Source organism: Rhizobium sp. BK060, assembly GCF_014193145.1.
Classification (GTDB): domain Bacteria; phylum Pseudomonadota; class Alphaproteobacteria; order Rhizobiales; family Rhizobiaceae; genus Rhizobium.
Genome location: NZ_JACHYW010000033.1, coordinates 39,377 through 60,561, shown reverse-complemented (window position 1 = coordinate 60,561; position 21,185 = coordinate 39,377). Strand labels below are relative to the sequence as shown.

Annotated in this window: 20 protein-coding genes and 3 pseudogenes; 10 read left to right on the top strand and 13 right to left on the bottom strand. The window is 59.8% G+C overall.

Going from position 1 to position 21,185, the window contains the following annotated elements:
• Positions 1-241: 241 nt before the first annotated feature.
• A pseudogene (locus FHT71_RS26965) lies at positions 242-406 on the top strand (IS481 family transposase); the annotation flags it as partial.
• 46 nt (positions 407-452) lie between these two features.
• Here the strand turns inward: FHT71_RS26965 and FHT71_RS26960 are convergent.
• Positions 453-822 (bottom strand): annotated as a pseudogene (locus FHT71_RS26960) (integrase); the annotation flags it as partial.
• 84 nt (positions 823-906) lie between these two features.
• Positions 907-1,291, bottom strand: a pseudogene (locus FHT71_RS26955) (type II toxin-antitoxin system VapC family toxin).
• Between FHT71_RS26955 and FHT71_RS26950 the strand changes: the two are divergent.
• Complete coding sequence (locus FHT71_RS26950) at positions 1,269-1,613, top strand: hypothetical protein (protein WP_183722848.1); 345 nt, start codon at positions 1,269-1,271, stop codon at positions 1,611-1,613. The pseudogene FHT71_RS26955 and the gene FHT71_RS26950 sit on opposite strands and share 23 nt — an antisense overlap.
• Positions 1,614-1,744: 131 nt before the next feature.
• Here the strand turns inward: FHT71_RS26950 and FHT71_RS26945 are convergent, their stop codons facing one another.
• Positions 1,745-2,149: a PAS domain-containing protein gene (locus FHT71_RS26945; protein WP_132593595.1), complete on the bottom strand. Its 405-nt coding sequence runs from the start codon at positions 2,147-2,149 to the stop codon at positions 1,745-1,747.
• Positions 2,150-2,242: 93 nt separating this feature from the next.
• Positions 2,243-2,554 (bottom strand): metalloregulator ArsR/SmtB family transcription factor, encoded by a 312-nt coding sequence (locus FHT71_RS26940; RefSeq protein ID WP_132593594.1) that lies wholly within the window; start codon positions 2,552-2,554, stop codon positions 2,243-2,245.
• A gap of 509 nt (positions 2,555-3,063) precedes the next feature.
• On the opposite strand from FHT71_RS26940, the gene FHT71_RS26935 reads away from it, so the two are divergent.
• Genes FHT71_RS26935 through FHT71_RS26910 form a run of 6 tightly spaced genes read left to right on the top strand, consistent with a single transcriptional unit; the run spans position 3,064 to position 7,298 of the window.
• The gene (locus FHT71_RS26935; RefSeq protein ID WP_007800155.1) at positions 3,064-3,903 is read left to right on the top strand and encodes a transporter substrate-binding domain-containing protein; all 840 of its coding nucleotides are present in this window, start codon (positions 3,064-3,066) and stop codon (positions 3,901-3,903) included.
• A gap of 54 nt (positions 3,904-3,957) precedes the next feature.
• Complete coding sequence (locus tag FHT71_RS26930) at positions 3,958-4,620, top strand: amino acid ABC transporter permease (RefSeq protein ID WP_132593593.1); 663 nt, start codon at positions 3,958-3,960, stop codon at positions 4,618-4,620.
• A 4-nt stretch (positions 4,621-4,624) separates the two neighbouring features.
• Positions 4,625-5,284, top strand: coding sequence for an amino acid ABC transporter permease (locus tag FHT71_RS26925; protein WP_007800158.1), 660 nt, complete (start codon positions 4,625-4,627; stop codon positions 5,282-5,284).
• Between the two features lie 12 nt (positions 5,285-5,296).
• Positions 5,297-6,067: an amino acid ABC transporter ATP-binding protein gene (locus tag FHT71_RS26920; RefSeq protein ID WP_132593591.1), complete on the top strand. Its 771-nt coding sequence runs from the start codon at positions 5,297-5,299 to the stop codon at positions 6,065-6,067.
• A 17-nt stretch (positions 6,068-6,084) separates the two neighbouring features.
• Positions 6,085-6,474 (top strand): RidA family protein, encoded by a 390-nt coding sequence (locus FHT71_RS26915; protein WP_007800161.1) that lies wholly within the window; start codon positions 6,085-6,087, stop codon positions 6,472-6,474.
• 14 nt (positions 6,475-6,488) lie between these two features.
• The gene (locus tag FHT71_RS26910) at positions 6,489-7,298 is read left to right on the top strand and encodes an IclR family transcriptional regulator (protein WP_007800163.1); all 810 of its coding nucleotides are present in this window, start codon (positions 6,489-6,491) and stop codon (positions 7,296-7,298) included.
• A 221-nt stretch (positions 7,299-7,519) separates the two neighbouring features.
• On the opposite strand, the gene FHT71_RS26905 is transcribed toward FHT71_RS26910, so the two are convergent.
• The 7 genes from FHT71_RS26905 to FHT71_RS26875 all read right to left on the bottom strand — a co-directional run bounded on the left by FHT71_RS26905 (position 7,520) and on the right by FHT71_RS26875 (position 16,190).
• Positions 7,520-8,908 carry an LLM class flavin-dependent oxidoreductase gene (locus tag FHT71_RS26905; RefSeq protein ID WP_132593588.1) on the bottom strand — a complete coding sequence of 463 codons (1,389 nt, stop codon included), beginning with the start codon at positions 8,906-8,908 and terminating at the stop codon, positions 7,520-7,522.
• 35 nt (positions 8,909-8,943) lie between these two features.
• Positions 8,944-9,921, bottom strand: coding sequence for an ABC transporter permease (locus FHT71_RS26900; protein WP_183722846.1), 978 nt, complete (start codon positions 9,919-9,921; stop codon positions 8,944-8,946).
• 2 nt (positions 9,922-9,923) lie between these two features.
• Positions 9,924-10,943 (bottom strand): ABC transporter permease, encoded by a 1,020-nt coding sequence (locus FHT71_RS26895; protein WP_132593584.1) that lies wholly within the window; start codon positions 10,941-10,943, stop codon positions 9,924-9,926.
• Positions 10,933-12,474: a sugar ABC transporter ATP-binding protein gene (locus FHT71_RS26890; RefSeq protein WP_183722844.1), complete on the bottom strand. Its 1,542-nt coding sequence runs from the start codon at positions 12,472-12,474 to the stop codon at positions 10,933-10,935. The genes FHT71_RS26895 and FHT71_RS26890 overlap by 11 nt, the downstream gene beginning before the upstream one ends.
• 60 nt (positions 12,475-12,534) lie before the next feature.
• On the bottom strand, positions 12,535-13,545 hold the full coding sequence (locus FHT71_RS26885; RefSeq protein WP_183722842.1) for a sugar ABC transporter substrate-binding protein: 1,011 nt from the start codon (positions 13,543-13,545) through the stop codon (positions 12,535-12,537).
• 120 nt (positions 13,546-13,665) lie between these two features.
• On the bottom strand, positions 13,666-14,718 hold the full coding sequence (locus FHT71_RS26880) for an ABC transporter permease (RefSeq protein WP_132593578.1): 1,053 nt from the start codon (positions 14,716-14,718) through the stop codon (positions 13,666-13,668).
• Positions 14,715-16,190, bottom strand: coding sequence for a sugar ABC transporter ATP-binding protein (locus FHT71_RS26875; protein WP_183722840.1), 1,476 nt, complete (start codon positions 16,188-16,190; stop codon positions 14,715-14,717). The genes FHT71_RS26880 and FHT71_RS26875 overlap by 4 nt, the downstream gene beginning before the upstream one ends.
• A 232-nt stretch (positions 16,191-16,422) precedes the next feature.
• Between FHT71_RS26875 and FHT71_RS26870 the strand changes: the two genes are divergently transcribed.
• Positions 16,423-17,466: a substrate-binding domain-containing protein gene (locus FHT71_RS26870; RefSeq protein WP_132593574.1), complete on the top strand. Its 1,044-nt coding sequence runs from the start codon at positions 16,423-16,425 to the stop codon at positions 17,464-17,466.
• A 75-nt stretch (positions 17,467-17,541) separates the two neighbouring features.
• Entirely contained in the window at positions 17,542-18,741 is a 1,200-nt protein-coding gene (locus tag FHT71_RS26865; protein ID WP_132593572.1) for an acyl-CoA dehydrogenase family protein, read from the top strand.
• 72 nt (positions 18,742-18,813) lie between these two features.
• On the opposite strand, the gene FHT71_RS26860 is transcribed toward FHT71_RS26865, so the two are convergent.
• Positions 18,814-20,031, bottom strand: a complete 1,218-nt coding sequence (locus FHT71_RS26860) for an SfnB family sulfur acquisition oxidoreductase (protein WP_183722838.1) — start codon at positions 20,029-20,031, stop codon at positions 18,814-18,816.
• Positions 20,032-20,220: 189 nt separating this feature from the next.
• A complete protein-coding gene (locus tag FHT71_RS26855) occupies positions 20,221-21,000 on the bottom strand; it encodes an ATP-binding cassette domain-containing protein (protein ID WP_183722836.1) in 780 nt (259 codons plus the stop codon).
• Positions 21,001-21,185: the final 185 nt, after the last annotated feature.

Genomic DNA, 21,185 nt, shown 5'->3' with positions numbered 1-21,185 from the left:
GGCCGACGACACTTTCGATAAGACTGTCTTCGTCGCGATTGCTGAAGATGACTGCTGCGATCTCGATCCCCTCGCCGGGTTCGAGCAGGTGGCCCTTAACCAATCTGAACGAGAGCTCGCTGCCGTTAAATGATTGAAGCGGGGCCGCTGTGATCGCGGCTGCGGCGAGGCGGTCGCGGTTCTAGAGGTTGATCCCAGGCTTTGATGGGGCATTCCTGTCTTCCGAATCGAAGGATGCACTATGGGCCAGGTTCTTCATGGGAGCGCCACGACGACAGAGGCAGTCCGTCGAGCGATACACCACAGTCAAGAGAGCCTGAGGACGCTTTCGAAGCGTTACGGGATCAATCAAAAGACCGTCGCCAAGTGGCGGAAGCGGACGTCTGTTGCAGACCTTCCAACCGGCTCGAGAGCGGCAAACCCGGTGCGCACGCAGCGAGTGCCCCGAGAACTTGAAGGGCGCGCCTTATTTCGCGCATATGGCCGCGAATGCCGGCGGCCATAGCGGCCCGCTTGACCGGGCGCGCCACTTCCTTGTCGTTCCAACGCTCTCGCCCTACAGACTTACCCTGTCCGGTGACGTGGCGAAACAGGGGGCCTATCGGCAAGCCTGAGGAACTTGGTCCAGGTCTCGATGGCGACGACGCAGCAGGTCGCATCCGACGACCCGCGGCCGACCTCCACCTCGCGCCGCCAGCCGGTCTTGCCGCGCAGCGTCAGCAGCAGGCCCTTATCGAGGATCTCGATGCAGCCGCGCCCATCCTCCATTTGATCACGGCCAAGGTCCGCCCCGGTGATTTCGGAGCGTCGCTAGCCTCGGGCACAATCAGTTAGATCAAATGCTGGGTAGAGCAGGGGAGAGGACGATGTCAGGCAGGTTGTCCGACGCAGCTTCGCCGGCTACAATCATGCCGCCCCGATATCGGTCCGGGAAAAGTCCTCGCCGATGAAGTGCAGCGGTTCGTCCGCGCGCTTTGCCAAAGCGTAGGAAAAGCATCGGCGAAATTCAATGCCGCTGATGACGGCCCTTGCCGTAGGTCAACCAGGCATGCGTCGCCAAATCGACTAAATCGGAATCGACCGGGATGATGTCCGCCTCGATCTTACGGAGCCACAGATCGATTTCGGCCAATGCGTGTTCTCCGCGCTGGCTGACCAGCACCAAGCGCGCTTCGAGCACGCATGTCGCCGGAACTAGGCGAACTGGGCTGGCGACAAGCGCTCTTTCGAGTTTCGCCGCCTCAGGTTCGTTACGCAGGATCGCGACGATGGCGGAGGTATCGATCACCATCAGTTCGGAATTCCATGCCCGTCATAGCCGACGATCTCCTCGTCACTGCGACTGTCCAGTTCCGGCAGGCGCGCCACCAACGCGTCCGGCACTACTCGATCTCGAACTTTATGATGCTCTTTTTGAACTCAAGGGATTTCGCCATCTCGTGCGCCACAAATACGGTTTCGACCTGAAGCCCGACAAGGTCGCCGCAAACCTCGAGCTTCTCAAGTCTGCCTTTCCCGCGTTCATTGACGCGGTGATCCGGCTAGAGAGGGCAATGAGGAGCGGCGACGATCACGACGGCGGAAACGGCGAGACGTTCAGCGCCGGACGCTAGCGCACCATTTGGTGGCAGTTGCTTATATGAGGGGGGGCAACACGGAACTGTCGTCAGGGTGACATTTTTTGCACTCCGTCGGTTATTGCGGCATCCATGGTCTGAGCCCCGCGCCTTTTAGGCGAACCAACCTAGTGAGATTTGTAGTCCGGCAACGTCTCGGCGGGTACGACGATACCCGCATAATGAACCGGAACGTCTTCGCGGTCACGAAAGCACCGGCCAAACGCGCAAACAGCGACATAGATCCCATCTTCGTTCAGGACGCGGTAGTTCTGCACCGTGGGATGCTCCGCAACAATGGTGTCGTTGATCTGTTTGGCCAGGGTCGGCGCATCCTGAGGATGAATACGCTCCATGTAGGTCTGTAGCGGCAGGCCATGTTCTGCTTCGTCAGGCTCAAGGCCAAACAACCGCGCAAGGGCGCTGTCTGCATAGACGAGATTGCTCCGGAGGTCCCACGTAAACAAACCGGCATCGGGCATCGGTTCGCCTGAGATTTGCGTGGAAAACAGGTGATCGCCTTGGGGTATCATGGCCGCTCCTCAAAGACCGATATGAGGAGAAGATGGAGCAGCCCTGTTCTTCCGCAAGTTGGCACTTCTCAGTACCGGGCACTCCCCAGAAGTTTAACTCGACGTGCTCACCGTTACTGTCGGACGAGTGCAGATTTCATCTAGGGTCGAAAGGATTTTTCGGACGCCGTAGTGGGTGGTCGAATAGTAGATTGTCTGGGCGTCACGTCGTGTTGTTACGATCTTGCCTTCACGTAGTCTCGCCAGATGCTGGGATAGAGCCGACTGCGAAAGACCAACTCGTTTCGCGAGCTCGCCGACGTTCAGCTCATTGTCCAGGAGAAGGCTGGCAATCACGAGCCTTTTTTCGTTTGCCAGAAGCGCAAGCAATCTTGCCTCTTCATGGAAGTTTGTATCGCTGTGCATTTCAGGGATTCACCTAACTTCGAAAACTCGCGCTTACTTAAACGTAAGGTGGCGAAATTGCTATGGCAGCTTGATCGAAATTGATTGATCGACTTTGGGCGAAGAGACGGTCCGTCAATTGGCCGACTGTGGCTGCCAGCGCGTATGAGCGGCGCGCGCAATGGTCTCGGGCGAAGACATTTCCCTGGATCGGACGGTGACGTCGGCCATCCGTGAAAGTCTTTTCGGGCAGCCTCTTTTCGCGCAGCCCCGATTTCTCGAAGGTGACCGACAACCTTAGCTGTCCGTCAGATCAACCTTTGATTGCGGCCAAGACAACGTGTCGAGGGCTACTAGCTCGAATATGGGAGAAATGCTGCCCTGCAAAAAAAGCCAGTTCGCATCGCTGCAGCTTTTTTGGCGATGCAGCTTGACAATTTATTGCTGATGCCGCTTCCTGTGAAAATCCAATAAAACAGACACGTGTCCGGAATATTGGACAAGAGCAAAATGTTCACAAGGGGAACGCCATGACATCTTCTTTTCGTGTCGGCCTGATCGCTTTGGCCGCAGCCACAATTCTTTCCAGCCCGGTTCTCGCGGACGGGAGCAAGCTCGACGAGGTGCTTGCTCGCGGTCACCTCGTCATGGGGACGGGCAGCACCAATGCGCCCTGGCACTTCAAGAGCGCCGATGACAAGCTCCAGGGGTTTGACGTCGATATGGGTCACATCATCGCCAAGGCTCTCTTTGGCGATCCTGAGAAGATCGAGTACGTCAATCAGTCCTCAGACGCCCGCATTCCGAACATCACCACGGACAAAGTCGACATCACCTGCCAGTTCATGACGGTGACGGGCGAGCGAGCCCAGCAGATCGCCTTCACGATTCCCTATTACCGTGAAGGTGTCGGCCTGATGCTGAAGGCTGATGGCAAGTATGCCGACTACGCAGCGCTTAAGGCTGCCGGCTCATCGGTGACAATTTCGGTCCTGCAGAATGTTTATGCAGAAGCTATGGTTCATGCCGCGCTTCCAGAAGCGACAGTCGACCAGTATGACTCCGTAGACCTGATTTATCAGGCATTGGAATCCGGCCGTGCCGACTCCGTGGCCACCGACCAGTCCTCGCTGGCGTGGTACATGACCCAAAACCCCGGCAAGTATAAGGATGCAGGCTTCGGCTGGAATCCGCAGACCTATGCCTGCGGCGTCAAGCGCGGCGACCAGGATTGGCTGAATTTCGTCAACACCGCCCTTCACGAAGCCATGACCGGTGTCGAATTTGATGCCTATGCCAAATCGTTCAAGACCTGGTTTGGCAAGGATCTGACGCCTCCGCAAATCGGCTTCCCGGTCGAATACAAGTAAATGGCCCGAGGGAGCGGGTCCATCCCGCTCCCGCTTCTGGAGGGGCGGCCTACAATGGGTTATACGCTGAATTTCGCTGCCGTTTGGCGCAACTTCGATTTCCTACTTAGCGGCTTGATGTTGAGCCTCGGCTTGGCGGTGATCTCGATCTTGATCGGGGCTGTCCTCGGCATATTTGTAGCTTTCGCGCTGCTTTCGAGGAACCGCCTCATCGTCGTGCCGGCGCGCTCCTATGTTACTGTGATACGAAATCTGCCGATCCTCGTTCTCGTCTTGTTTGCGTTCTTTGCGCTGCCTCAGATCGGCTTCCGGCTCGACAAGATAAAGAGCTTCGTCCTGGTTCTGTCGCTCTACTCGGGAGCGTATCTGGCGGAAGTTTTCCGCGCTGGACTTCTTTCTATTCCAAAGGGATTGACGGAAGCCGGAATGGCGATTGGCCTAACGTCGATGCAGATACGCACCTCGATCATAGCGCCACTGATGATCCGCAACGTTCTGCCGTCGCTATCGTCGACAATCATCTCTCTCTTTAAGGACACATCGCTTGCCGCAACGATCGCCGTGCCCGAGCTGACGTTTGCAGCGCGCAAGATCAACGTCGAGAGCTTCCGTGTCATCGAGACCTGGATAGTCACATCCGCTCTCTATGTCGTCACCTGTTTCCTCATTGCCGCCCTGATGCGCCTTGTCGAGCGGCGTCTGGCATTGCCGAGGTAAGCCAATGTCTCAAACTTTTCTCGATCAACTTTGGATCGCCCGCCATGTCATCGTGAATGGCGTCGCGATGACGGTATCGATCTCCCTGCTGGCCATCCTCGCAGGCTCGGTGCTCGGGATCTTTGTCGGTCTGGCTCTGGTTTATGGAAACGGTGTGCTGCGCCTGATCGTGAGGGCCTATACGGATGTGATCCGCGGCACGCCGGTTTTGGTCCTTGTCCTCGCCAGCTACTACGTCTCGAGCGCCGTGGGCATCGAATTGGGACCATTCGCGGCGGGCGTTCTGGCGCTGGCGATATTTTGTTCATCCCACGTCGGTGAGATCGTTCGCGGTGCCCTGCAAGCCATCCCGAAGGGACAGACCGAAGCTGCAAAGGCGATCGGACTGACGTTCACGCAGACGTTCACCTCCGTCCTGTGGCCTCAAGCCCTGCGCCAGTGTCTGCCAGCCTGGGTCAATACGGCGGCAGAAATGGTGAAGGCATCGACGCTTTTGTCGGTTATCGGTGTAGCGGAGCTGCTGCTGCGCACGCAGGAGATCATCTCCCGCAACTTCATGAGCCTGCAGTTCTACTTCCTGGCAGGAGCCCTCTATTTCGTCGTCAACTTCGGTATCGAGCGTTTCGGCAAATTCGTCGAGCGCAAGACTGCCCTTCCATCCTGAGGAGGCCGATCGATGGCCAAGACAATGCTTGAAATCAAGGGCCTGCGCAAAACTTATGGCCAACACGAGGTTCTCAAAGGCGTCGACTGCTCCGTGCAGGAAGGCGAGGTCATTTCGATCATCGGCTCGTCCGGCTCGGGCAAGACCACGATGCTGCGCTGCGTGAACATGCTGGAGGAATTCCAGGGCGGCACGATCAGCCTCGATGGCGAAGAGATCGGCTACCACGTCCAAGGATCGACGCGTCGGCGCAAGACCGAGAAGGAGATTGCCCGTCAACGCGCTCTTACGGGAATGGCGTTCCAGCAATTCAACCTGTTCCCGCACCTGACTGCAGCCCAGAACGTCATGCTTGGCCTCATCAAGGTCAAGAAGATGCCGAAAGCCGAAGCGCGCTTGATCGCCGAGCGTTGGCTCGACCGCGTCGGGTTGTCGGCACGAACCAATCATTACCCAGGCCAGCTTTCCGGTGGTCAGCAGCAACGCGTGGCAATCGCCCGTGCAATCGCAATGTCACCACGCCTTATGCTGTTCGATGAGGTGACCTCGGCTCTTGATCCCGAACTGGTGGGTGAAGTGCTGCAGGTGATCAAGGGTCTCGCGGCAGACGGCATGACCATGCTGCTGGTCACCCATGAGATGCGCTTTGCCTACGAAGTTTCATCGCGTGTCATCTTCATGAATCAAGGGGTCATCTGCGAGCAGGGTGATCCAAGGGAGATGTTCGTGAGGCCCAAGACCGAGCGCTTGGCTGAATTCCTGAAGACCTCCAGCTTCAACTAAAAGAGAAAGTGAAAAGAATGACGATCAAGCGCTATGGGGCCGGTGAAACTGGCGCAGGCGGACAACCACTTCCCTTCGCCCGAGCCACCGAAGCAGGCGGCTGGCTGTATGTTTCCGGTCAGGTCCCTATGGAAAAGGGGGAGATTGTCGGTGGCGGAATCGTTGCCCAGAGCCGAAAGGCGATCGAAAACCTGATTGCCATTCTCAATGAGGCGGGCTACAGCCTTGAAGACGTCGTGCGCGTGGGCGTTTGGCTTGACGATCCGCGCGATTTCTGGAGCTTTAACGGCGTGTATGCCGACTATTTCGGCGAAAACCCTCCGGCGCGCGCTTGCGTCCAATCACGCATGATGGTCGATTGCAAGGTCGAAGTTGACTGCGTTGCCTACCGCGCGGATCGCGCCTAATACTGGAGAAAAGCATGGCTGAGGCTGGTGTCGACACAGTGTCGCGGCGCACCCGAGGACTGGATCGTGCCTTTGAGATCCTCGAATTCCTGCGCGTGAGGCGCCAGCCCATGCGGCCAAACGAGATCGCCGCCGAGATCGGTGCGCCGCGCTCCTCGGTCTACGAGCTCGTCAACCTGTTGCTCAGCCATGGTATGCTCGACTACTATCAGGACGATGGCCGGGTCTATCTCGGCCGCCGGCTCTATTTCCTCGGCACCGCCTATGCCGAACAGTTCGACCTCATGCGCGAATGCGAGCGCATGCTGATCCGCCTCGCAGAGGAAACCCGGGAGACGGCGCAGATGTGCGTCCTCGAGGGTACGAAGTATACGGTGGCTATGATGCGGGAAGGCATCCGCCCGTTCCGCATTTCCTCAAATGTAGGCGAACTCGTCTCGATACCCTGGACGGCCTCAGGGCGGCTGCTCGTGTCGCACCTGTCCGACCGCCAGATCCTTGACCTCATTCCCCCGGACGACTTCGTCCTGCCGAACGGCAGGCGCCTCGATCCAGCCGACTTCATCGGCCAAGTCCGCAACGCGGCGCGCGACGGCTATTTCACCTTCAACAGCGAAGTCGAGAACTTTACGCATTGCTTCGCCGTGCCGGTTCATCAGGCGGATGGTGCATGCATCGCGACGCTATGTTTAGTCGCGCCGCGCGAAGATGGCCTGCGCAATCGGGCGGCCTACCTTGAGAGTCTTCTCGACGCTGCATCGGAAATATCCGAGAAGCTCGGCTATTCACGCAACTCGGATCGGCGTGTTGGCGCGCTAAGCTAAGGGCACCTGGCGACAAAGCCAAACGCGGACCATTTCCCGCGCGGCTTTTCTTCTAGGTCAACGCGATGCCTTTTCGCCCTTTAGGAAGCTAAGTCGTGCGCGCAACTTTGCCAGCAGTACGTCGAAGCTCAGCACGGTAACGTTATAGGTTGCTTCTTAAGCCGAGCCGGCAATGATCAAACAAGACGTCATAGGCTTCTTGCCGTTGCGTCCTATCGGCCTTACACGGCAAGCTTCGTCGTGTTTGCGAGATTGCGATAGGCGGTGGCTGGATGCGGCGCCCGCAGGCGAGGGCTTGTGCCACCCAGCTTTTCGCGAAGGGTTCCCTGTCGATACTCCAATTTGTAGACGCCGCGTTTCTGGAGTTCCGGCACCAGTAGCTCGACCGCGTCCTCGAAGCTCTCCGGGGTTACCGTGTAAGCAAGGTTGAAACCGTCGACGTCGGTCTCCTCGACCCATTCCTGCATCAGGTCCGCGACTGTCGATGGTGAGCCGACGAAGACGGGTCCGAAGCCGCCGACACCGACCCAATCGGCCATTTCCCGTACGGTCCATTCCTTGCTCGGATCGATCGTCGTGAAGGTCTCGACGGCGGACTGTACGGCATTGGTATGGCGGTGGCGCAGCACCTCGTCGGGGCCGAACTGGCCAAAGTCGATCCCCGTCCAGCCTGAGATCAGTGTCAGCGCTCCTTCAAAGGATGCGTACTGCCGGTACTCGCTGAATTTGCGCTGCGCCTCGGTGTCCGTTTCGCCGAGGATGACCGTCTGCAGATTGAAGGCGAGGATTTCGCGCGGGTTGCGGCCGGCCCGCTCGGCCGCCTGCCGGACATTGGCGACATAGCGCTTGAGCACGGCTTTCGACGGTGCGGCGACAAAAATGCACTCGGCATGAGCGCCGGCGAAGTCCTTGCCACGGCTGGAGGCGCCCGCTTGATAGAGTACCGGTGTGCGCTGTGGGGAGGGCTCGCTGAGGTGAATGCCCGGCACGGTGAAATGCTTGCCCGCATGGCGGATCGGGTGCACTTTCCGCGGATCCGTGAAAACGCCCTTCTGGCGGTCACGGACGACGGCGTCATCCTCCCAGCTGCCTTCCCAAAGCTTGTAGCAGACCTCGAGATATTCGTCGGCGAGGTCATAGCGATCGTCGTGGTTCGTCTGCGCGGGCTGGCCGACATTGAGGGCACCGCTGTTGAGGTAGGAGGTGACGATGTTCCAGCCCACCCGCCCCTTGGTCAGGTGATCGAGCGTGGAGATCCGGCGGGCGAAGGTATAGGGGTGCTCGAAGGAGAGCGATGCCGTCAGCCCGAAGCCGAGGTGTTCGGTCTCATGGGCCATGGTTGGGATGAGCTGCAGCGGATCGTTGACCGGCACCTGTGCCGAATGGCGCAGCGCCGCATCGACATTGCCGTTCAGCACATCGTAGACCCCGAGCACGTCAGCGATGAAGAGCCCGTCGAACTTCCCGCGCTCGAGCGTCTTGGCAAGATGCACCCAGTAATCGAGATCCTTGTAGGTCCAGGATTTGTCGCGCGGGTGGCGCCAGAGCCCGGGCGATTGGTGTCCGACGCAGCTCATGTCGAAGGCGTTCAGCCTGATTTCTCGGCTCATGTCACTGTTCCTGCATTGGTTTGGTTCGGCCGCGATCAGGCGCCGACCGCTTTCTGGTTGATGAAGCTGAATGCCAGCACGGCGAAGATCAGGCTGCCGGTGCCGACCTGCTGCCAGTAGAAGTTCAGTCCGGTCAAAAGCAGACCGTTGGACACGATGCTGAGAAGGAGAACCCCGAGCACCGTACCGGCGACGTTCGGCCGGCCGAGTGGCGAGAAGGTTGTACCGATGAACGTGGCGCCGATCGCATTCAGCAGGAAAGCATTGCCTGATGAGGGAATGTAGACCGTGACGGTGGACGTCAGGATGATGCCGGCAATTGCTGCGACCGTGCCTGCGAGAATGAAGATGACGGCGACATCTCGTCCAAGCGCGATGCCAGAATAGCGCACCACGCTTGGCTGCAGGCCGATGGATAGCACAACACGACCAAAACGCGTTCGAGAATACAGCACTGCGACGCTTGAGATCACGACGGCAGCGATTAGAAGTGGAACTGGTAGGCCTGCGATGGTTCCGTGCCCGAGGAAGCGGAAGGCTTCGGGAACGCCGTTCGGGGCAAGATAGACGGGATTGCCGCCATTCGTCAGCAGCTGTTGGATGCTGCGGCCAATGAACAGTGTGCCGAGTGTTGCCAGGAACGGCGACACCCCGATTGCAGAAATCAGGATCGCGTTGAAGGCTCCCACAAGGGCGCCGGCCAGGAGGGCCGCGAGCAGTGCGAGCGCGACGGGTTGGCCGGCAAGAACGAGCGAAACGAACGCGAAGCTTGCAAAATCGACTGCGGTGCCGACCGAGAGGTCGATCCCGCCAGCCGACACCGCGAGCGTCATGGCAATCGAGACGATGGCGAGCAGCGTGAAGTTGTTGACGAGAATGCTCTGCAGATTGCCCGTCGTCAGGAAGGTTGGAGCGGCAGCAGAGAAGATCGAGAAGACGGCGATGAGAGCGAGTATCAAACCATACCGGGAAAGGCGGGCGATCAGTCGCCCGGCGGAAATTGAGGCAGACATGGTCAGATCTCCCATTTGCGTAGCAAGGTCGTGGCAGAGACGACGATCAGGATCAGGAGACCCTGGACGCCGCTGACGAGTGTGCTCGGCAGGTTCAGAAGCTGGAAGCCGTTGACGAGGAAGCCGACGAAGAGCGCCGATATCAGGGTGCCGGTGATCGTCGGAACAAGGCGGCGCGAAAACACCGAACCAAGCAGGGCGGTGACGACGACTGGCAGGAGCATTTCCCCGGAACCCGTCGTGCTGCCGCTGAGATAGGACACCGAGAGAACACCGGCGAGGCCACCGCAGAGGCCGCTTGCGATAAACGCACTGGCGACAAGACGCTTGAGGGGAAGGCCAGCTGCGCGGGCAGCGTCCGGAAAATCACCGACCGCGTAAAGCCGCAGCCCGAGTGGCGTGTACTGGATGATCGCCGCCACAATGGCCGTGAAGCCGATCAGGATATAGGCGAGGATCGGCACTCCGAAGCTGTCAGACGTCGAGATCGCGGTCAGCACGTCGGTGGAGGCGGGTACCACGGTGTTCTGGGTCAGAACCAGTTCAAGACCGGCAACAACATTCATCACGGCAAGCGTTGCCAGAAGCGGCACGATGCCGGCGAGCACGACGGCGGCAGCGTTGACGGCACCGATCGCAAGCCCGGTAAGGATTGCTCCCACGGCGGCAGTCGCATCGCCATAGCCGAGCTGAATGAGCGAAGCATAGACCGCAGCGCTCAAGCCCATATTGGCGGCAAGCGACAGATCGATGCCGCCAGTGACCACGTTTGAGCCTCCGGCGATCAGGACGATCGTCAAGCCGATCGCAAGAACGCCTGCGATGGCCGACTGACCGAGAACATTCCCGATGTTGCCGATCGTGAAGAAATAAGGAGCGGTGAGCGAGAAGACGACAAAAATGGAGGCAAAGGCGAGCAACGAGCCGAAGCGAAGTGCAGCGGCTGCAAGATTGCCCCTGGACTTCGGTGCGTCGCTGTCGGCAATGGCGGGCAGGGAAGCGAACTGAACATCAGCCGACATGGCGCAATCCTTCCGAAGCGCCGGTCGATGCCGCCAGCACTTCATCCGTTGTGGTGTCTAAGGAGACGAGTTCGCGGACAACACGCCCGCGGAAGAAAACGAGGATCCGATCGGTAATGCCCACAAGCTCGGGCAGATCAGAGGAAAGAACGATGACGCCGGCGCCACGGGCGGCGAGCTCTCCGATCAACGCGTAGATCTCCACCTTGGAGCCGATATCGACGCCTGCGGTCGGCTCGTCCAGGAGGTAGATCTCCGATTGTCGGCTCAGCCATTTGGCAATTGCGACCTTCTGCTGGTTGCCACCGGAAAGTGTGCGCACCAGGGCGTCTCGTCCGGTGGTCTTGATCTGCAGGCGTAAAATGAGGTCGTCGGTGTCCGAGCGTTCACGCTTCCGCTTCAGGAAGCCGAAGCGGGTATATCGCGCAAGGCTCGACAAGGTTATGTTCTCGGTCAGGCTAAGATCGAGACCCACTCCATGGCCACGCCGATCCTCCGGCACCAATGCGACGCTTCGCTCGACGGCTTGTTTGGGGTTGCGCAACTGCGCAGCCTTGCTGTCCATCTCGATCCGACCGGATGCGGCCTGTTCCAGCCCGAAGAGCGTACGGATGAGATCCTTGGCTCCCGATCCCAGCAGACCGGTGATGCCAAGCACCTCGCCACGGCGCAGCGTGAAACCGACATTGTCGTAACGGTTCGGTGCCGATAGAGCCTCGACCCTGAGGATTTCAGCGCCCGGCTCGACATGTGACTTCGGGAACATCTCGGTGATATCGCGCTCGATCATCAGTCCGGCGATGCCCTTCGCCGAGGTTTCGGCAATCGGCAGCGAGGCGACGTCGAGGCCGTTGCGCAGGACCGTCACGTGGTCGCACAGGTCCTCGATCTCGTTGAGGTAGTGAGAAATATAGATGATGGTGACGCCATCGTCGCGAAGGCGTCGGATTAGCCGGAAGAGCGTTTCCGCCTCACGCCGCACCAGCGCTGCTGTTGGCTCATCGAAGACCAGTACCTTGGGTTGGTCGAGCAGGGCACGGGTAATCTGCACGATCTGTCGTTCGGCAGTGGAAAGCTCGCCGATCAGGGCATCTTTCGCCAGCCGCAGCCCGAAGTAGTTGAGAAGGATTTCTTCTGCCCGCCGCTGCATGGCGCGGCGATCGAGGAACGGTGTTCCGGGAAGGCGTGTTTCGCGGCCGAGAAAAAGCGCTTCCCCGACAGTGAACGTCGGCACCAACAGGCGGTCCTGATGGATGAAGTGGATACCAAGCTCTTCGCAGAGATGCGGCGTCAGGCTTTCGTAGCCGCGTCCTTCGATTTCAATGCGCCCTTCGTCCGGCCTATGCAGGCCGGCAAGGATTTTGATGAGTGTGGATTTGCCGGCGCCGTTTTGACCGACGAGGCCGTGCACGGTGCTGCGTCGCACAGCAAAGGAGGCGCCTGCCAGCGCCTGCGCGCCGCCGAAGCGTTTCACGATACGGTCAAAACGAATGATGTCGTCGCCGGACTTAGCTGTTTCAGCTGCGGTCATGTTGCTGGCTCTTCACAGGTAAGGTGCGCGATGCGGCCTGGCCGCATCGCGAGACGGCTATCAACCGATGCCGAGCTTCTTGGTGATCTCGGTGACGTTGTCCTTGTTTGCGAGGAGAGCCGGGACATAAGTCTCGCGCGGCAGGGTCTGGCCAGCCAGGAGCTTGGCGACGTTGCGGATCGCGACGCGACCGATCTCGGCCGGCTGCTGGGCAGCATCGGCACCTGCTGGAGACTTGGGATCGGCGACGAGCTGGAGAACCTCGGGGCTGCCGTCGACGCCGTAGGTACGGATCTCGTTGCGGCCGGCCGCGGCAATCGCCTGTGTAGCGCCGAGCTGGGGAATATCCCAGGCTGACCAGACGGCCTTGATCGAACCCTCTTCCGGATACTTGTTAAGGATCGCGGTGATCTGCGTAAATGCGTCCTGGACGGTGTTCGGGATGACGTCGCGCAGTTCCGGCTGAAGGATCTTCACCTTCGGGAAGTACTTGATGACATTGACCAGCTGGTCGTAACGGATGGCGCAGGGCGTCACGCCGTAAAAGCCATTGAAGACGACGATGTTGCCCTCGCCGCCGATGTCGGACACCAGCTGCAAGGCGAGATCCTTGCCAATGCCCCAGTTGTCCGAGGTCGTGTTGTTAAGCGAATTGGTCGAGCCGACATCGACGGTCAGCACCGGGATACCGGCGTCGCGGGCCTTCTTCAGCCACGGGTCGATGACGCTAAGAGTACCCAGGATCTGCACCAGTGCGTCGGGCTTCTGGGCAACCAGCGTCTGCAACTGGGCGATCAGCTTGCCGTCGTTGCGGCCGGCGTCGACAGCAATCGGCTCGCCGCCCAGCCGCTTCACCTCTTCGATCTGGGAGTTGTAGACCTGCAGATCGAAATAGTGGTCGGTGCCGGTCGCGCTGATTGCGATGCGCTTGCCTTTCAGCGAAAGCCCATCCTCCGCAGCGCTGGCCGACGCCGACGCAAATACGCCTGCGCCTGCAAATGTTGCCCCCGCGACGGCCGCGAGCTTCAATATTTCGCGGCGGCCGAAGCCGGATGCCGTTTCTTCAGTCATGGAAATAGCCCTCTCGTTTTTCCTTTAATCCATAAAATATATGGATTTATATCATTAAGGAGAAACGTCATTCCAAAAGGACCGCCCGACGGGAAAATTTCGGAAGGCGGCAGCCAGCCCTCAGCGATCCAGGTTGCGGCCAAGGCCGTAGGTGAGGGCAAGTGCGCCGACCAGCACTGCACCCTTGACGAAGTCTTGCGTGTAATAGGGCGCGTTCAGCATCGTCAGGCCGTTCAGCAGCACGCCGACGAAGACCGCGCCCACCAGAGTTCCGAGCACATTGGGGCGGCGAAGGTTGAGAACGGCGAAGCCGATCAGAGCGGCGGCCACGGCATCCATGAGCAATGATCCGCCGGACGAGACGTCGCCGCGACCGACGCGGGCGGCGATTACGATGCCGCCGAGAGAGGCGAGCGCACCTGAAATGACATAAGCAAGCGTCTTCAGTCGCGCGGTGGACGCGCCTGCAAGCCGTGTCGCCACCTCGTTGCCGCCGGTTGCAAAGAGCAGGCGACCAATGCGCGTCCGTTCGGTGAGGACATAAAGAACAAGAGCCACGAGCGTCATGAGCAGCACCGAGACGGGCAAGGTGCCGAGGAAGCTATACCGGCCGATGAGGAGAAAGACCGGATCAAAGGCTCCTACCGCCTTCGATCCATCCGGCAGAACCAGGCCGGCCGAGATCGAGCGGCCCGCCGTCGGGATGAGCTGCAATCCGGACAAAAGGAACATCATGGCAAGCGTGGCCAGCAGATCGGGCACGCGCAGGCGCACGATAAGCACGGCGTTGATGAGCCCAATTGTCGCGCCGAAGGCCAACACGAGAGGTACCGTCGCAAAGGCATCGAACTGCCAGACGATCATGGCGTAACTTGCCGCCATGACGCTCGAGGCGGCGACCGCGCCGATGGAAAGATCGAAACCGCCGACGGCGAGCGTCACTGTGACGCCGGCCCCGAGGATCGCGACGACAGACACTGCCTGCAGGACGCTCATCAGATTGCCGATGTTGATAAAGGCTGGTTCGGCAACGCCGAAGCCGACCAGCATCAGGCCGAGCAGAATGAAGACCGCGCCGGAGCGCAAGACCGCGCCGGCGCTGCGTCTATATTTGCTGTTGCCGTCAGGTGCAGCTGTTTCCTTTGAAAGAGCACGATCATCGATCGTCGTCATGCATATGTTCCTTGAATGACTGGATTGGCGGCTGCGATCGGTCGCAGGGTATGGCGTTCGATGTTCAGGATGCGATCGGCGACCTCGTAGGCCTCCTCAGGATCGGAGCTGGCGATCAATGTGGCGCGATCGGTACGGGCGCGGATCGCGTCGATGATATCGCGGCGCGCCCCGACATCGACGCCCTGGAAAGGCTCGTCGAGGAGAAGCAGTCGGCTTGGTTCAGCCTCCCAGCGGGCGATCACAGTCTTCTGCTGGTTGCCGCCGGAAAGGCTCCAGACGGAGGCGAGGGGATCAGAAGTCTTGATCCCGAGACGGGAAATTGCCTTTGCTGCCTCGCGCCGTTCCCGGTCGCCGAGCAGGAAGCCTTGCCGATACCATTTCGACAAATGCGGAAGACTGATCGTGGCGGCAACCGAATGACCCGGCCAGCCCGCTGGGATCAAGGATGAACGATGGCGGTCTTCCCCAGCCATTGCAACGCCAACGGCAAGCGCCTCGGCAGGGGATCGCGGCGCGTGCGGTCGCCCGTCGAGCAGCATTTCTCCGCCGGCAAGCCGGTTCGCGCCGAAGATCGCAGACAGCAGTCGGCTCTTGCCAACGCCGAGCGCCCCGGTGATTGCGACGACCTCTCCTTCTCGTATCGTCAGATCGAAGGGCACGCTTGTCGGCACGAGCCGCGCGCTACGCATCTCAAAGACCAAGGGTCCAGCCTGGCCGCGCGCATCCGGATGCGCCGCCTCGAGCCGGCGGCCGATCATTGCTTCGATGGCACTCGAGATGTCAATCGGTCGCCGCAAACTGCGCACGACACGGCCGCCGCGCATCACGAGGGCTCGATCTGCGATGGCTTCGAGGTCGGCCGTACGATGGGATATGTAGAGGATCGCGAGGCCCTGGGAACGCAGCCGCAAAAGTATGTCGAACAGTCGGCGGCTTTCGTCGCCGGAAAGACTGGCGGTTGGCTCGTCGAGGATCAGCAGATCGACCCTGTCCGCAAGAGCCCGGGCAATCGCCACGAGCTGACGGTCGGCCGCAGCGAGATCGCCGAAGTCGCGATCGAGCGGTAGCGAAAAGCCTGCGGCGTCGAGCATTGCCCGCGCTTGGCGACGGAGGCTCCGGCGCGAGACGAAGAACGGCGTGCCGCGGTCGGCAAAGCGATGCAGGAGCAGTGCGTCCGCTACCGTAAGCCCGGCGGCGCCGACAATATCCGTCGATTGATGGACGGTCGCTATACCGGCACTGCTGGCCTCGGAAGGCGTACGGGGAGCGAAGGCATGTTCGTTGAGGCTGATCTTGCCGTCGTCTGCGGCAAGCACGCCCGACAGGATCTTGACCAGCGTCGACTTGCCGGCGCCGTTCGCGCCCATCAACGCGACGATCTCTCCCCGATCGATCGAAAGATCGATCCCCGTCAGCGCACGCGTCGCGCCAAAGCTGCGGGTGAGGTTGTCTATATGAAGAAGTGGCATCGTGGGTATTCCGATCGGCTTCGAGCGGCTGATATTGACCTGGAGAATGGCCGAACTTCCAGGCAAGCCTTTGCCGGGCAGGTCTTACCCGCGAAACAAAGAATCTCTGCAAGCCTGCAAAATCAGACGATTTAATCTACTAAAAACATAGAGTTTATATCTAATAATTCGTGCGTCGCAGGGATCTGCCGTCCGTCAGACGACGCTTTCAAATGACTAGAGGAACGCGACGATGAAACTTCTTGCACGGCTGGCCCTGAGCGCCGCCATCCCACTCTTTGTCTCTGAGGCAGCCTTCGCCGGAGGCCTCGCCGGTGCGCCCGCCCCCTTCGACAAGGGTGGCGTCAAAATAGCGCTGATCAGCTACATTTCCGCCGGCGACTTCTTCCAGGCCTATCAGGCCGGTGCCGAAGCGCAGGCGAAGTCGCTCGATATTGATCTGCGTGTCTTTCCGGGCCGTCAGGACGCCGCGGAGCAGCGCGAACAGGTGCTGCAGGCAATCAACCTCGGCGTATCCGCCATCGTGATCGATCACGGCCTGCCGGAATCGCTCGCAGACGTAGCCCAGCAAGCGCTGGACAAGGGCATCAAGGTCGTCGCTTTCGACGTAAACCTCAATAACCCGAAGATCCCGCAGGTCGAACAGAGCGACCACGAGCTTGCGCAACTCGCACTCGATGAGGCGGTGAAAGACAATGGCAAGAGTTTCAAGGCGGGCTACGCCTATGTCGCCGGCTTTGCGCCACTCGACCGCCGCAACGAGGTTTGGGACAAGTTCCGATCGGAAAACTCCGGCGTTGTGGAGAAGGCGCGGTTTGGTGTCGTCAACGATACGACGGCAACCTCTACGGCCGATCAGGCGAAGGCCGTTCTCTCGGCCAATCCCGACATCAGTGTCGTCTTCGCGCCATATGACGAATTTGCCCGCGGCGTGAAATTGGCGGCAAGCGATCTCGGCATCGCCAAGAAGTTGAAGATCTACTCTGCTGACGTTTCGACTGCGGACATTCAGGAGATCACCGAAGACGGTAGCCCCTGGGTCGCGACAGTCGCGACCAATCCGGCGGTGGTCGGGGCCGTGTCCGTGCGTGCGGCGGCGCTGCAGGTCGCGGGCGAGGACGTTCCCCATCAGATCACCGTCAAGCCGGCGCTGCTCACCCAGGAAAGCCTGCGCGCGGCCGGGGTCAAGACGATCGAGGACCTGGCGCAGAAGGTTCCGGCCTTCAGCACGAGCGACGCGGCGACCGCAAGCTGGATTCCGGACAGGCTTTTCTAAGCTGCCTGCCTCGACCTGTCGGCGCGAGCAGCGAGGTCCCCGCCGACACCATTTCAAGAATTGGAGTTCCGACCCATGAGCCAATCCAACGTGCTCTTTGCAAGCAATCGCACAGCCAGCCGAGAGGATCTCTTCTCCCGTGCAAAGGATATTTCCGCCGATCTTTCCAAGCGCGCCGCCCAGCTCGACCGCGATGGGCGTCCCCCGCTTTCAGAGATCGTCAAACTCAAGAACGCTGGTCTGCTGAACGCTCTGCATGCGCCGGAGATCGGTGGGGGTGGGTTAAACTGGGTGGACGGTTTGAAGCTCACGCGCATTCTCGCACGCGGCGAAAGCTCCATCGGCCAGTTGCTCGGCTACCACTTCGTCAACAGTCAGTACGTCTACTGGGCGTTCGACGAGGCCCGTGCCCGCGTGCTCGGGAGCGAAACGGTCGCCAAGAATCTTTATTGGGGGGCCGCTGTCAATCCACGCGATACCGGTCTCGTCCTGACGCGTCGCGGCAGCGGTTATGTGCTCAACGGGCGCAAGTCCTTTTCCACGGCGGCGCATGTCTCCGATTACATCAACGCGAATGCGAGCCTCGATGGCAAGAGCGTCGGCTTTGCGGTACCGACAAGCCGCTCGGGCTACATGGCCAACGACGACTGGGACAATTTCGGCCAGCGCTTGTCCGACAGCGGCAGCGTTGAGTTCCGCGACTTTCCCGTCTACGAGGAGGATTTCGTTGATGCGCCGGGTGCGTTGGCGCCCGTGCTCGCCACCTTCAACACGCCGCTGATCCAGCTTGTCTTCGTCAATTTCTACCTCGGTACGGCAGAAGGGGCGCTGCAGGCGGCCATCGACTATGTCCGCACCACGACGCGGCCGTGGATCACCTCTGGCGTCGAGCGCGCCGCCGATGACCCTTACATTCTCGAGCGCATCGGCGAGTTCACCGCAGCGCTGAAAGCCTCGGCAGCGTTGGCGGACCATGCTGCTGCAGCCGTTCAGGCAAGTCTCGCGCGTGGGCACCATGTGACGGCACGCGAGCGTGGCGAAGCGGCGGCGGAGGCCTATGCTGCCAAGGTGCATGCGACCCATGTGTCGCTCGACATCACCTCGCGCGTCTTCGAACTGACCGGTGCGCGCTCGACGGCAGAACGATATCGGTTTGATCGCTTCTGGCGAAACGTGCGCACACACACGCTGCACGATCCAGTCTTCTACAAGGCCAAGGAAATCGGCGAGTTTGTTCTGAACGACAAGATTCCTGAGGTCAGCCTTTACAGTTAAGGTGCACTACAGTCTCAAAACGCAAAACCCCATACCCAGGTAAGGGAATGGGGTTTTGCTTTGACGGATGACTTACAGGGCGCCGCTTTTCGGCGGGATGACGCCGTTCAGGTGATAGTTGCCGACAACATGGTACTTCCAACGCACCGGATCGTGCAGCGTGTGGGTGCGTGCGTTGCGCCAGTGCCTGTCGAGATTGGCATCGAGCGTCACCGACGCGGTGCCGGCAAGTTCGAAGAGGGTGTTGGTGGCCTCAAGGGCGATCTCGGTCGTCAGGACTTTCGCTGCCGCCACGGCAAGCGTTGCCTCAACGACCTTCTCCTCCGTCGTGTCGATCTGTGCCGCATCGACCTTGCGGCCGGCCCGTTCGATTGTCGCCGTGGCGGCCTCCAGCCGAATGGCGATTTGGCCGATCCTGGCGATCGTCAACGGATCGTCCGACGCATGGTCGACGCCGCTGTTCGTCCAAGGGCGCGATTTGGTGCGCACGAAGTCGAGCGTTTCGCTGAAGGCAGCGCGGGCTATGCCGAGATCGATGCCGGCGTGAATGATCTGTCCGACAGAGCCGATGGTCGTCGCACGCTCGAACCCTCTATGATGAAGCACCACGGAATCTGCATGGACATAGACATTGCTGAGAACCGTCGTGCCGCTGCCGGTGACGCGCTGACCGAAACCGTCCCAATCGTCGATAATCTCCACGCCCTCGGTGCCCTTCGGTACGAAGGCCATAACCAGTCGCTCTTCCTCATCCAATGCGAAAATCGCGATCCAGTCGGCAAACAGGACGCCTGTCGAGTAGTATTTCCGCCCGTTGATGCGGTAGCCGATGCCGTCGCGTGTGATGCGGGTATTGTAGTGGCCGACAGTCTTTGTTCCGCGCTCCGAAAGAGCATTGCCGAAGCGGTCGCCTGCAAGCGCACGGCCGAAATAGAAGCGCTTCTGCTCTTCCGTTCCGTCGGTGCGCAGCGCCTCCAGGATATAGAAATGGTTCTGCGGGATCTGACCAATCGAGCCGTCTGCTTCGGAAAGTATGGCGATGATCTCAGCCAATACCGAATTGGACACGTCGAGCCCGCCATACTGCTCAGGAACCGTGATACCAAGCAGGCCGGATTGCGATAGGGCGTCGAGTTCAGCAAAGGGGAGCAGCCTCTCACGATCTCGCCCTGATGCGGTTGTCTGAAACTGCTTGGCGAGCTCCCGCGCGACAGCAATCGCCTGTTGTTCATTCTCAAGAGAAATAGCCGCAGATCGGTCCGGTACGAGGTGATGCAGTTGCGCGTTCATGGCTGACTCCCGTTCATTTGGCGTCACCATGCAGCATCCGGGGAGGGGCATCGAGGAAAGACTTTTCCTATTTGACGGCCGTGGGGGCTGCGTATTTCTTAGTCCATAGAAATAATAGATTATAGGCTGAATACGGTGAACCCGCCAACCCCGGTCCCGTCAACGCGCATGACGACCACAATGCCGTTGTTAGAGGATATAGCTGATCGGATCGTTGCTGACCGGGTGCGAAAATACACCCATCTCCAAATCGAAGACCGATTTCAGCACATCGGATTTTATGATGTCGGCGGGCGTGCCGTGTGCCGAGACACGACCATTCTTCAGGGCCACAATCTCATCGCAATAGCGGGCGGCCAGATTGATATCGTGGAGGACGACGACGATTGTCAAACGGCGCTCATGGCTGAGTTCGCGCAGCAGTGCCAGGACACCGTCCTGGTGCAGAAGGTCTAGCGCGGAAGTCGGTTCATCGAGAAGCAGGCACTGCGCATTCTGTGCCAGCATCATGGCAATCCAGGCCCGTTGCCGCTCGCCGCCAGACATGTGGGCAACCGAGCTGTGTGCAAAACGCTCGAGATCGGTGCGCTCTATGGCTTCATCGACCAGTTTCTGATCGACGCTGGTAAATCGGCCGAGCGTGCCGTGCCAGGGGAAGCGGCCGAGTGCCACCAGTTCTCGAACTGTCATACTGTCGGTTGCCGGCGTAAACTGCGGCATATAGGCGATCTGCCGGGCAAGGATTCTGCCGCCCCAGCGCGCAAGCGCTTGTCCTTTCAGATCGATGGCGCCAGCGGTCGGAGTAATCTGTCGGGCCATGATCTTCAGAAGCGTACTCTTGCCGCTACCGTTCTGCCCAACCAGGCCATAGACGCGTCCGTTCTTCAATGTCAGGTCGATGGCCGCAAGGATAGTCTTTCCTTCGGCTTGATAGGCAATCTGTGACATGGTCAGGAAGGGCGTCGACATGCGCGGTGTCTCTTTGTTCGCATTCAGATAGCAATTGCCGGTTCGTACGCTCCTGCGAAACTTTACTATTGATGTCAACTTATATTGTTCGTCGCGCGAAACCCTTTATGAATGAAATTCATACGGCTTGAGGGGCTTTTCGGCCGCTCAGTTTCCGACAGCCTGGGCTTTTTTAGTATCCTTAA